This is a genomic window from Subtercola sp. PAMC28395, assembly GCF_018889995.1.
Taxonomy (GTDB): domain Bacteria; phylum Actinomycetota; class Actinomycetes; order Actinomycetales; family Microbacteriaceae; genus Subtercola.
The window spans coordinates 1146639-1159062 of sequence record NZ_CP076547.1 but is presented as its reverse complement, the minus strand read 5'-3'; the positions used below and the strand labels follow the sequence as shown (position 1 = coordinate 1159062).

Genomic DNA, 12424 nt, shown 5'->3' with positions numbered 1-12424 from the left:
GGTTGGCCGGTCCGCTACTCCCAGATCGAGTAGTACTGCCGACTCAACTCCACGAGAACGTAGAAGCGTGAGCCCGAAGCGAGCACCTCGCGCGCAGAATCTTCCGACAATGACCCCACGTCGGAGATCACAGTGCCGTACGGGCGCCGTGGCACTGCCCGAAGTGTGCGAGTGACACCGAGCCGTGACGCGTCACCCAGCTCGACGCGATTGCTGCTCGTCGAATCACTGTTGCTGACGCCCACCGCCTCGCCCCCGAGTATGGCCGATAGCCCGGGCTGATCCTGTAGCGAACCATCGGTTGGGATGTGCTGGCTCGCGAGAAGACCTTCTGTAGCCGCAGCGGCAACGATCGGGTCCGTTATGTGTGGCAGAGAGAGAAGCCATGCCGTCGAAATCACACAGACCGTCTCGTGCCGGTCGTCGCCGAAGAAGCTGAGCTGATGAGCACCGCCCTGCACCCCACATGTGTCGACTGTTCGACTGGATGTCGATACGAATGGTGGTGTTCCTGCAAACGTTGTCGCATCGAGCACTTCTGTTGCGGCGGCTGCCCGCCGTCGCTCAATGTCTGGCGAGTGAAGGTCCCTAGGCAATCCAGGCTGGCTGCAACCGGCAAGGCACAGAGCGAGAAGTGCCAGACCCACTCCGAGTACGGTCGAATACCGATGTGGGCCGCCGGGCACACTTCTCTCGTTGCCCAAATTCGTTCGCTTCAATCCGGGTACTTTCCCGATAACGCCGCATTCATCGAGTCCGCGTAATAACCCTGCCCTCTCACATTGGGGTGCACAGCCTGCTGCGACGGCAACACCAGGGAGCCATCCGGGCCAGGAAATGGGATCGTGAACAGCGAGTGGTCGCCGGGTGTGGCCTCATTGAGCAGGGCATTTATTGCGCTCGGGTCGGAGGGGCTGTTCAATTCACTGCAGAGTTCGTGATTCGTGAAGGTTGCGACGGGGTTGCCATAAATTACGACTTCGCTGCCTTTCGCCTCGTTGAAGTCATCTTTCGCAGCGATGAGGGTCGTGTCCAGGAGGTCCGTCATCGCATTGAGCCACGGCCGTTGGGTTGCAGCCACTGTCAAGCAGACGGATTGTGTTTCGAACAGCTTCGGGTAGCCCTGGATCAGAATCTGAGCATTGGGGGCCTTCAACGAGATCTGGTCGAGTACCGTCGAGATCGAATCGGCGACTGGCCCGTTGATAAGTTCCGTCTCCCGGTCAGGCAGCTTGATTGTGTCCTTCAGGTCAGCCAAAACCGAAAGTGAACAGTCCGCGAATGCCACGCACGCCTTGATCACCTCGGAGAACCGGGTGTCGTTTCCTGCGATCGTGAGCGTTACGAGCGTCGTATTCTCGTCGAGAAAACCCCGATCGATCTGCGAATCCTCCCGGTACTTCCCAAAGCGACCATTCTCGCCAAAGCCGTTCACCGGCACTTTTCCGGTCGCAGAGAACCAGGGCAGGATGTTCTCCGTCTGGGCGCCCGAGCAGGCCAGGAACTGGAAGTCCAGGGAGTTGGCGTACGCATCCGCCCTGGCCCCGATCGTCTGCGGGCTGGTCGACACAGTCGCCTTGCGTACCCACGCCTCCGATGAGCGATGGCAGGCGTTCCGGTCACGGTTGTACCGGAGGTCGTCGTTGTCGTACGCGTTGTTGTAGTGGTCGGTACCGTAGTCGGCGATCGTCGCACCGTCGTGGTCGGTCTCGCGGTAGTACTTCGAGCCGTGGTTGTCGGAGGCGCCCTCGCCTGACGAGTACGAATCGCCCATCGCAACGATGAAGTCCGCCGGCTTCGCGGCCAGCGGTTGGAACGCCACCGCGTCCCACGCGACGTCGTCGTACCCGTCGCCGTCGTGGGTGATGTTCGACAGGCTCACACGCGGAGTTCCCTCGACGTCGAAGACGCCGAGGCTGATCCACGAATTGTGAAACGTTCGCTGGGGAATCGATCGCGTCTTGACGGTGCCGTCGCCGAGATCGATCGTGTACTGGGCCTGCTGTGTCCACGCGCCGTGGTCGGGCAGGTGCACGAGGATGCGCGTCCATTGGTGCAACGGCTTGCCGAGCATCCACGTTCCCGTGACGGCCAGCGAGCCTCCACCGTCTGAGCCGTTGTCGTGGCTACGCGTGTGGGCGAAGTAGAAGTGCCCGTTGAACCCTGCGCCGAGCTGGTGGAAGTCGACCTTCGATGGGTACGTCGAGCCACTCGATCCGAAATCGAGCGCGAAGCTGCCACTCGACGTCTTCGGGGTGCACGCGGCTCGCAGCGGCGAGGTGCCGCTTGGCAGCGGATCAGCGGCGGGCTGCGTTCCGTCGGCGACATCGTCCACGATCAGAATGCCGCCGCCGGATGGGAGACCGCGGGAGAACGGGTCGCTGGGGTCTGTCGCTACAGTCGAGCAGTTCGGCGGAAAGCTGGTCGCATCGGCCTGGTACGCCCAGCCCGGGTCGAAACGCAGCGTCTCGTTGCCACAGTCGCTGTCGCAGTCGGTCTTCCATTTCACAGCTGAGTGGAACCAGCACTGCAGGTCGTACTGGCCGGCCGAGTTCGTGTGCAGGCATGGCCCGGACTTGTCGCCCGAAACTCCCGGCGCGGTCGGCGCGACCGACTTCGTCTTGTCGCAGTTGTTCGCCGCAGTGCAGAACAGGTCGAGCGGAGGCTTGACCGCGGTACGGTTGCCCGTCGTCGTCCACCACGCGGGGCGGAACGCCGTGACGTACTTCGCTGTGCCACCGTCGACGCTCTCGAGCAGATCGTACGAATTCGCCGCGAAGCCCATCACCTTCTCGGGATACGGCCAATCCTGCGGATGCGCGGCGTCGGCAGGGTGCCCGTCGAGGAACGACGCCCTGTTGGTCTTGAAGTCGGGGTTGATCGGGTTGTTACTCCAGCCGACACCCCACGGGGCACCTGCCGCCCCCTTGTCATGGAGGCCGGTGTTGTACGCCCAGACGGCGAAGAACCAGTTCTCGAGATACTGCGGGTCGCCATCATTGACCGTGAGCCCTGCAGCGCGGGTCTGGTTCCACTTCGCTTCGAGTATCTGCAGCCCAGCGGCGACATTGGCCGCGAAATCGAGCGCAATCGCCCTCTGCCTGAGCACCGACATCTGCCCCATGCGCATATTGTCGGTGACCTGCGCGACGCCGTAACCGCAGTCGGCATCGCTGAAATCCACCGTCCAGTCGGTGTCCGCACTCGACGTGTCGATGCCGTAGAAGTTGCCGACAAGCGGGTTCCCAGTCACGCCGGGGGTGGTGTACCGGGAGGCCTGGCTGAGATTCGACTCCTGCGCGAGGATGCCCAGCATCACCTGAGATGGAACACGCCCACCCCCGGCGAGCGCCACCGGCGGGAAGAGCCCTTGCGGCGTGTAGGCGGCACCCACGTTCAGGTAGTTGGCCGGCCGGGCAACATCGAGCTTGCCCACAACGGCCTGGTTCACCGCCCATTCCACCTGTCGAGGCTTCGGCTGCAACGCCTGGCTGCCGGGGTCGTTCCTGGCCACAGCGCACGTTCGTTCGGATTCCACCGGGTCTGCCGCCGACCCGAGCGCTTCCGTGTCGACCGTCGGCTTCTCCCACACCGCCGGGTCGGCGCCAGCCGGGCCCGTCACGAATTCGAGCTTCGCGCCGGTCACGAACTGCTGGGCGTGGATCGAAACGGCAGAATCCGGCACCGTCGGGTCGGCCCCGTCGGCGGGCTGCACGAACGGCAGCGTCTCGGTGACGGCCAGCTCAGCGGCACTTGAGATCCGCGAATCCACAGGCACCTGAGCCTGCTTGACACCGGCCGGAAGCTTCGTGGAGACCTTCGGCGACAACCCGGTGATGAACGCCCCGGCAGAGCCGCCCGAGGAGATGCCCAGGTCGGTGAGCGTACCGCTCGCCAACGGACGCTTCGTCCCACTACGGGCCGTGACATCGCTGACGGCCCACGCCGAAGCGGTCTCGCCAACGTGGTCGAGGTAGGCCGCCCCGCCGGTCGGCGTTGCGACGATGTCGTACGGCACCCCGTCTGTGGACGCCAGCGTCTCGACACTTCCGTCGCGGGCGATCGAGATGAGCTCTCCGGCCACGCCCGCGACGATGGTGTCGCCCACGGGGATGGCCGAGGTCACGTGGGTCGCGACATCCACCGTCACCTCTGGTGCGGCCGCGGCCGTATCGATCACACGGAGCTTCGACGACCCGTCATCCTCGAACTGCGCCAGGATGACCGAGCTGCCGTTACCGCAGCCCGGGTTGAAGTACGCAAGTGAATAACCCTGCCCGAGGTTGGTCACCGTGCCCGTGCTCATGTCGACGATCGCCCCGAAGGCGCCACGCGAGAACAGCCGCGCGTCGTTTGTGGCGTTGCGCGGTGCGTATACGACCGCAGCATGGCTGTGATCGGCCGTCAGGCACATGTTGCCCACCCACCGGTCGGTCTCGATGCCGGGCACGGCAAGCGTGACAACGGGATGCCATGCGTACCCCTCGTTCGCATCGGCTGCGTAGACCGTGAACCCCGTGGCATCGCCGACCGCGGTGGTCGCCACGTCGTCGCTCGTCGCCCACCCGTCGCCAAGCGTCTCAGCCCGCAGCCCTTGCGGCACGACGAACGACGTGTTCGGGTCGGGCGAAGGAGCAGCATCGTCGGACGCCCCTGAGGCAGGATCGCCAACTGCTGGTGCCTCGCCCTGAGGCACTGCACCAGCAGCCTGCGCAATCGAGGCGCCCGAGAGCACAAGGGACACAACGCATAGCCCGACAAGCCCTCGAAGTAGTTTCACGACACCTCCCCGGCACCGTCGCCGTGCTTCGGCCAGGTGCTTCCACCACCTTATACTGAGTCATGCTCATTAATTGCGGTCTCGACGAAAGGCAAGAGAAATGAAGATCACGTCTACGGCGGCATCCACGGTCTGCGCGGGAGTTCTGCTGGGAGTGTTGGTCGTCGGGCTGACAGCAGCGTCAGCCCAGGCGGCCCAGACAGGAATCGGTGGCACCCAGTATTCGAACGTGCTCGTCTATGGCGACATCCAGCGCTATCACCCGGCCGGCACATCCACGTTCAGGCTTGACGGCTACCCGCTGTGCCTTGGCGGCGAGATCAGGCTGGGGCTCTTTCACTCTGTCTCACAGGGTCAGGTCACCAGCACACTAGCGAGTCGGCTGGGCGTCACCAAGAATTTCACAAACCTCAACGGGAGTACCTCAATCGCATCCGGTTACTACGGGGTTGACTCGCGAATGGTAGGCGGGTGCGCGGGCAAGAACTCCTGGTCCGGCCTGTTCTCGTACTAGTTCCACACAATTCACTGAGGGAGATCGAACAATGAAGAACAGAACCAAGGTCGGTGCCGTTACGGGTGGAGTGATTGCACTGGCTATGGCCTCCGCGTGGATCTCAACTGCCGCACAAGCCGGCCAAGTGGGAACGCAACCCGATCTGGTCACAAGCCAGAGCGAGTTCGACGCCGAATACGCTGCCGCTCTTGACCGCTTGCCATTCGCGTTTCCATCGTCAGAAACAGGTTCCGACCCGTCGAAGGCCCCCGACTTGGGCGAAGCGTTCGCCGAGCCCGGCGTTGCGGAGAACGAGGCGAATCTGAGTTGGCTCTGCTCATGGGAAGGCGAGTACCTGATGGCCCAACAGTCCGGCGAGAAAGCCCGATCAGAGGTTGCGCTCTCTATGATCGGTCAGTGGCCCACAATTCCCTGGGTCGCAGAGCACTTCCTCGATCCGGATCACGGCTGGAACCACGATGTTCTCAATCCAGCACGTGCGGGCGACTCGACGGGTATCGCACGAGATTTTCACAATTGCCGGTGAATATTGTCGGCCGTCGTTTCCCTCGGTCAGCTGCGATCCTGGTCGTGGCCAGTGGCCTGCTGTTCCTCGCCAGCTGCACCTTCGAAAGCGCTTCGAGCCCGGCACAAACTCAGCGTTCATCAGGCGCTGCGTCGACTTCGATGGCGTCAGCCACTTCGTATCCCATGCCTGATTTTGGGCCGTCTCCCGCCCCAGCCACTCTCTCAAGCAATGAAATAGAGGCCATTCGGAAGGCGGAACAGGACGCGGCATGGCAAAGGGTTGCCGGAACTTATCCCAGCGTGGTGCGTCCACCGGACTCATTCGACAGCTATCTGACGGACCAGGTTGCCTCGGATGAACGCGAGCGGTGCTACCGCGCGAATGATGTCCCCGTCGAGACCGCGACAAACAAGGCAGGCGATCAAGTCGCACTTGGCGCTAGCCCCATCACCCCTGCCCAAGCAGTCTCAGCATTCTCTTGTGAGAGTCGTTTTCGCACGCAACCCAGTGCTCCGCCAACCAGAGACCAGCTGGGTTACCTCTACGACTACCTGACGAGATTCCTTGCTCCGTGCGACACGGCGAACGGGTTCGACAATCCTCCTCCACCGTCACGCGAAGACTTCGTCAAGAGGTGGCCGGACCAGGACTGGTACCCGAGTTTCGGCGACGCCCCGATGGGAACAGATCACGAAGAGGCAGTCATGACCGCCTGCCCGGGACCGCCGTGAAGCATACGTCGACCGGGATCTGGAATTGGAAAGAGGCGGGCACCCGGATGGATGCCCGCCTCTTTGTCTGCACTCTGATTACTCCGGTGTGCCGACTTTATTCGGTGTCGGCACCTGAGCCGCCTCGGCGGCTCACTATCAGCACAGCCCCAGGGGGTTGGCGCTGATGGCGAATTCATTCGGTGTCGGCACCTGAGCCGCCTCGGCGGCTCACTATCAGCACAGCCCCACGGGGTTGGCGCTGATGGCGAATTTATTCGGTGTCGGCGTCAACCCAGTCGAGGGTCTTCGTGACGGCCTTCTTCCAGTTGCGCATCTGGCGGTCGCGCTCGGCGGAATCCATGTTCGGAGTCCAGCGGCTGTCTTCCTGCCAGTTGGCGCGCAGGTCGTCGAGGTTGGCCCAGTAGCCGACCGCGAGGCCTGCTGCGTATGCCGCACCCAGTGCGGTGGTCTCAGCAACAACCGGACGAACGACCGGCACACCGAGGATGTCCGCCTGGAACTGCATGAGCAGGTTGTTGGCGATCATGCCGCCGTCGACCTTGAGCTCGGTCAGGTCCACACCGGAGTCGGCGTTGACCGCATCCAGCACCTCGCGGGTCTGGAAGGCGGTCGCCTCGAGTGCTGCACGAGCGATGTGACCCTTGTTGACATACCGGGTCAGACCGACGAGAGCACCACGGGCATCCGATCGCCAGTACGGCGCGAACAGACCCGAGAACGCCGGCACGAAGTACGCGCCACCGTTGTCGTCGACCGTCTTGGCCAGGTCTTCGACCTCAGCGGCAGAGGAGATGATGCCGAGGTTGTCGCGCAGCCACTGGATGAGCGAACCGGTCACAGCGATCGAACCCTCGAGCGCGTAGTGCGCCGGCGCGTCGCCGAGCTTGTAACCGAGCGTGGTGAGCAGACCGTTCTTGGAGTGCACGATCTCGGTGTCGGTGTTGAAGATCAAGAAGTTACCGGTGCCGTAGGTGTTCTTCGACTCGCCGGCGTCGAACGCCGCCTGGCCGAAGGTCGCAGCCTGCTGGTCACCGAGGATGCCCGCAACAGGCACCTCGCGAAGCAGACTGTTGTCACTGGCGACGCCGTAGACCTCTGACGACGACTTGATCTCTGGCAGCATCGACTTCGGCACGTTGAATGCTTCAAGGATGTCGTCGCGCCACTGCAGCGTCTCGAGGTCCATGAACAGGGTGCGCGAGGCGTTGGTGACGTCGGTCGCGTGAACGCCGCCGTCGACTCCGCCGGTCAGGTTCCAGAGAACCCAGCTGTCGGTGGTGCCGAAGAGGAGGTCGCCGGCGTCTGCAGCTTCGCGTGCCCCGTCGACGTTCTCGAGGATCCAGACGATCTTGGTGCCCGAGAAGTAGGTCGCCAGCGGGAGGCCGACCGTCTTCTTGAAACGCTCAACACCGCCGTCGGCCGCGAGGCGGTCGACGATCGGCTGCGTGCGGGTGTCCTGCCAGACGATCGCGTTGTAGACCGGCAGGCCGGTCTTCTTGTTCCAGACGACAGCGGTCTCACGCTGGTTGGTGATTCCGATCGCCGCGATGTCGTGACGCGTCAGGTTGGCTTTGGAGAGCGCCTGGCCGATGACCTCTCGAACGTTGTCCCAGATCTCGATCGGGTTGTGCTCGACCCAGCCCGCCTTCGGGAAGATCTGCTCGTGCTCCTTCTGGCCGGTGCTGACGATCGTGCCTTCGTGGGTGAAGATGATCGCCCTCGAACTCGTGGTTCCCTGGTCGATCGCGATGACGTATTGCTCGCTCATTGTTGTGAAACTCCTTTGTCAGTTCATGAAGCGGGGTAGTGCGTGTGGCCGCTGTGAGGCGGCGATACCGGCTATTTCGGGAAGCCCGGCAGCAACGGCAGCAGCGGGCTCGATACGAGACCGGCAATCACACCACCGATGATCGGGCCGACAACCGGCACCCAGGAGTACGACCAGTCAGAGCCACCCTTGCCCTTGATGGGCAGCAGGGCGTGCGCTATGCGCGGGCCGAGGTCACGAGCAGGGTTGATGGCGTAGCCGGTCGGGCCACCGAGGGAGGCGCCGATACCGATGACCAGCAGGGCTACGGGGAGAGCTCCAAGAGCTGCGAGTCCGCCGCCGGCAGGCTGGCGACCGAAGCCGATGACAACGAAGACCAGCACGAAGGTGCCGATGATCTCCGTGATGACGTTCCAGCCGTAGGAGCGGATCGCGGGGCCCGTCGAGAAGACACCGAGCTTGTTGGCCGGTTCTGGCTCCTCGTCGAAGTGCTGCTTGTAGGCAAGCCAGGTGAAGACGGCACCGATGATGGCACCGAGCAACTGCGCTCCGATGTACGTGATGATCGACAGGAAGTCGACAGGAACACCCTGGCCGAACTCTTTGGCGCCGGATGCCCAGAGCCCGAGTGTCACGGCCGGGTTCAGGTGCGCACCTGAGGCATACGAGACGATGACACCCGCGAAGACCGCGAGGCCCCAGCCGATGTTCACCATGAGGAAGCCGCCGTTGAAGCCCTTGTTCTTGGTCAGGGCTACGTTCGCCACGACTCCAGTACCAAGGAGCACAAGCAGGGCCGTGCCCACCAGCTCCGAAACGAAATCAATACCTAAACCGTCCACGTTGACCTTCCTTTTGCAGCACCGATGCTGCGGTTATTGATGAACCTCGTTTGCACGTTTCACGTGCGGAACCAGAATGAAACCTAGTCCTGCTCGCGCCCCGTCAACAAGGCGTTCTGGTGCACATCCGTGCAGGTTTCTTTCAGCTTGGCGAACCCATTACAACTGGGCAGGCACGACGGCCGGGGCCGTCAGGCTGAGCCCGTGGAAGAACACGAGGTTCTCCACCGCGAGCGAGCGCTCAGAGGCCAGCTGGCTTGCCGACCACCCGAGCTGCTTGCCGATCAACGCACTCAGTTCGTCGAAGACGGGCTGAGTCAGGCCACCGACGAATGCCACGATTGTTCTGCGCAGCACCACATCGGTGAGGTGAACGACGTACTCCGCTTGCACGAGGTAGTCGATCTCTGCCGTGGTGTACTCCGGCAGGGAGGTCAGAGGGGCGTCGTCAGGGTGTTCCGCGATGTGCGCGATCACAGCCGATGCCTTGGTTCCGTAACGCTTCAGCAGCTGGGCCGTACGCTCCGGGCTGAGCCCGGCGGAATGCTCCGCGATCCAGGCCTTCGTTGCGGCGGGCGTAGCCGGGAAGCCGACCCCGCCACCGATCTTCAGGTCTTCGGTGCTCACGGTGCGTGACTTCTTCAGCAGCGCGAGAGCCTCGTTCGTGAGGTGTTCGCTGAGTGCCCGCCAGGTCGTCCATTTTCCGCCGACGAGACTGAGCACCGGTGTCTTCTTGTCGCCGGCGAAGACGGTCTGCTCGATGCGGTAATCGCGGGAGACGAAGCCTGGTGCCGTGTCGTCATGCTTCGGCAGTGGGCGGATGCCCGAATACCGGAAGACGATCTGCGAACGGTCGACCGGAATGGTTGGGAAAACGTGCGAAACCAGTTCAAAGAAGTAGTCGACTTCTTCTTCCGTGCAGACACTCGGCTCGCTGGGGTCTGCGTCGATATCGGTGGTGCCGACCAGAACGCGACCGTTGAGCGGGTAGATCAGCACGATGCGGCCGTCATTGTTCTCGAAGAAGATCTCACCGCCTGCGCAGGCCGTGTAGAGCTCGGGGTTGTCGAGCACGATGTGCGAGCCCTTTGTTCCGCCCATGTACGAGGTCGCCTTGCCCAGGGCCTTGTTCGTCAGGTCGGTCCAGGGGCCGGAGGTGTTGACGATGACGTCGGCGTTCACGCTGAATTCGCGGCCGCTGACGGTGTCGCGAATAAGCACGCCGCCTTCGGAGTCACCGATCGCCTCGACGTAGTTCACGCTGCGAGCCTGTGCAGTACCGCCTGTTGCAGCGGCTCGACCGTCGCCGATGATGTCGAGTGCGAGCCGCTCAGGGTTCTCCACGGCAGCATCGAAATAGCGGGCGGTGTACTTGACCGAGTCACGCAGTTTCGGGAACTTCTGCATCGACTTCTTGTGACCCTTGAACTCGTGGCGGGGCACAGAGCCTCCGTCGCGCGAGAAGGAGTCGTAGCCAGTCAGGCCGACCTTGATCAGAAGTGCGCCGCGCTCTTTAGCTTTTCCACCCTGCTTGTGCGTGAGCAGTCGCAGCGGTGCAGAGAGAATCCCCGAGAACGTCGAGAAGATCGGGATGGTCGTGGGCAGCGGTTTCACGTAGTGGGGTGCGAGGCGCATGAGCCGGTTGCGTTCCTGCACGGACTCGCGAACCAGGCGGAATTCGCCGTTCTCGAGATAGCGCACGCCACCGTGGATCATGTGGCTCGAGGCCGCCGATGCCCCCGAGACGAAGTCGCTTCGCTCGATGAGTATGACGTCAACGCCTTGCAGGGCCAGGTCACGGAAGGTGCCGACGCCGTTGATGCCGCCGCCGATGATCAGCACCTGCGTCGAGGGTCGATCGATGATCGCCTGCACGTCGCTGCGCAGAGCAGGGGCCGGAGAATGTGCCGATGAGTTGTCACTCGCGTTGTTGTCAGTCACTGTGTACTCGCCTTCGTGTAGGTCCCAGGTTGCACCCGTGCAATCCGCGTGACTGATTCCATACTGGGAACTTCGACACGTTTGGTCAAGCTACTTGCACATACGTGCAGAGTGTGTGTTCAATAGCTCAGTACGCACCGTTGCGTCACAGAATGCGCCCCCCGGTCGAAGCTTTCCGGAGCCTGCGGCCGGGAACCACGAAACTCAGATGACAAGAAGGGCGGCGTGTTATGAAGGCACCCGTAGCCGAGCATCCGGTCGCCAATGAGCGCATGAGGGATGCGCTCCGTGCGGCCCACCTCTACTACATGCAGGATCTGACGATGGAGGCGATCGCCAGCGAGCTGCACACCTCACGATCATCCGTCTCGCGCCTGATCAGCTACGCCCGTGAAGCGGGCCTGGTTGAGATCCAGGTGAAGACGCCGGCCGAGCGCGTCTCGACTGCCCTGCAGCGCGTGCAGGAGAAGCACCACGTCACGGTTCACGTCGTACCAGTGCCCGACTCGGCAAGCGAGGTCGACCGCCTGGAACGGGTCGCAATGTCGGCCGCGCGCATCCTCAACCAGTTCTTCGACTCGAACATGACCATGGGTATCGCCTGGGGCAGCACGATGAGCGCCGTCAGCCGACACCTGCAGACCAAAGTCACGCACAACTCGCAGATCGTGCAGCTGAACGGTGCGGCAAACACCCGCACGACGGGCATCGTGTATGCCAGCGAGATCATGAGCCGCTTCGGCACGGCCTATGGCGCCTACGTGCAGCAGTTCCCTGTGCCGGCGTTCTTCGACGACCCTGCGACCAAACAGGTGCTCTGGCGTGAGCGCAGCATCCGTCGCGTTCTCGACATTCAGAAGCGAATGGATGTTGCACTCTTCGGCCTCGGGACCCCGAACTCCGAGGTGCCGGGCCATGTCTACACCAGTGGGTATCTCGACGAGAGCGACTTTCAGAGTCTGCGCGCCTCGCACGTCATCGGCGACGTCGCGACGGTGTTCTACCGGGCCGATGGCTCGTCTGCCGACGTGCCGATGAACGCGCGATCGAGCGGCCCGCCCCTGGACCAGTTGGCGAAGGTGTCGCGGCGCGTTTGCGTGGTGTCAGGCAAGTCGCGGATGCCCGCCCTGCGTGGCGCCCTGGCGGCCCACCTCATCACCGACCTGATCGTCGACGAGGCTACGGTGCACACACTCCTGGAGGAGTGAGCGCACCGTCGCCTCGTCGATAGCTGTATTGATCGGCTCGCCGCCGCCTCTGCGGCGAGCAACCGGGAGAACGGTGCGCGAGCCTCGTTGATCCCCGGGAACGTGGAAAGCGACGTACACGCCGCC

General features: G+C 63.1%; 8 protein-coding genes. 3 read left to right on the top strand and 5 right to left on the bottom strand.

Features of this window, described 5'->3' with window-relative positions:
• Nucleotides 1-14: 14 nt before the first annotated feature.
• On the bottom strand, nucleotides 15-461 hold the full coding sequence (locus KPL76_RS05470; RefSeq protein WP_216335465.1) for a hypothetical protein: 447 nt from the start codon (nucleotides 459-461) through the stop codon (nucleotides 15-17).
• Nucleotides 462-715: 254 nt separating this feature from the next.
• Nucleotides 716-4780: an SGNH/GDSL hydrolase family protein gene (locus KPL76_RS05465; protein ID WP_216335464.1), complete on the bottom strand. Its 4065-nt coding sequence runs from the start codon at nucleotides 4778-4780 to the stop codon at nucleotides 716-718.
• Nucleotides 4781-4880: 100 nt separating this feature from the next.
• Between KPL76_RS05465 and KPL76_RS05460 the strand changes: the two genes are divergently transcribed.
• Together KPL76_RS05460 and KPL76_RS05455 are read left to right on the top strand one after the other, a co-directional pair.
• Nucleotides 4881-5294 carry a hypothetical protein gene (locus KPL76_RS05460; RefSeq protein WP_216335463.1) on the top strand — a complete coding sequence of 138 codons (414 nt, stop codon included), beginning with the start codon at nucleotides 4881-4883 and terminating at the stop codon, nucleotides 5292-5294.
• Nucleotides 5295-5325: 31 nt separating this feature from the next.
• Complete coding sequence (locus KPL76_RS05455) at nucleotides 5326-5823, top strand: hypothetical protein (protein WP_216335462.1); 498 nt, start codon at nucleotides 5326-5328, stop codon at nucleotides 5821-5823.
• Between the two features lie 966 nt (nucleotides 5824-6789).
• On the opposite strand, the gene glpK is transcribed toward KPL76_RS05455, so the two are convergent.
• The 3 genes from glpK to KPL76_RS05440 all read right to left on the bottom strand — a co-directional run bounded on the left by glpK (nucleotide 6790) and on the right by KPL76_RS05440 (nucleotide 11090).
• A complete protein-coding gene (glpK, locus tag KPL76_RS05450) occupies nucleotides 6790-8307 on the bottom strand; it encodes a glycerol kinase GlpK (protein WP_216335461.1) in 1518 nt (505 codons plus the stop codon).
• Nucleotides 8308-8378: 71 nt separating this feature from the next.
• Complete coding sequence (locus KPL76_RS05445) at nucleotides 8379-9149, bottom strand: MIP/aquaporin family protein (RefSeq protein WP_216335460.1); 771 nt, start codon at nucleotides 9147-9149, stop codon at nucleotides 8379-8381.
• A gap of 159 nt (nucleotides 9150-9308) precedes the next feature.
• A complete protein-coding gene (locus tag KPL76_RS05440; RefSeq protein WP_371733940.1) occupies nucleotides 9309-11090 on the bottom strand; it encodes a glycerol-3-phosphate dehydrogenase/oxidase in 1782 nt (593 codons plus the stop codon).
• Nucleotides 11091-11320: 230 nt separating this feature from the next.
• On the opposite strand from KPL76_RS05440, the gene KPL76_RS05435 reads away from it, so the two are divergent.
• Complete coding sequence (locus KPL76_RS05435) at nucleotides 11321-12298, top strand: sugar-binding transcriptional regulator (protein ID WP_216335459.1); 978 nt, start codon at nucleotides 11321-11323, stop codon at nucleotides 12296-12298.
• Nucleotides 12299-12424: the final 126 nt, after the last annotated feature.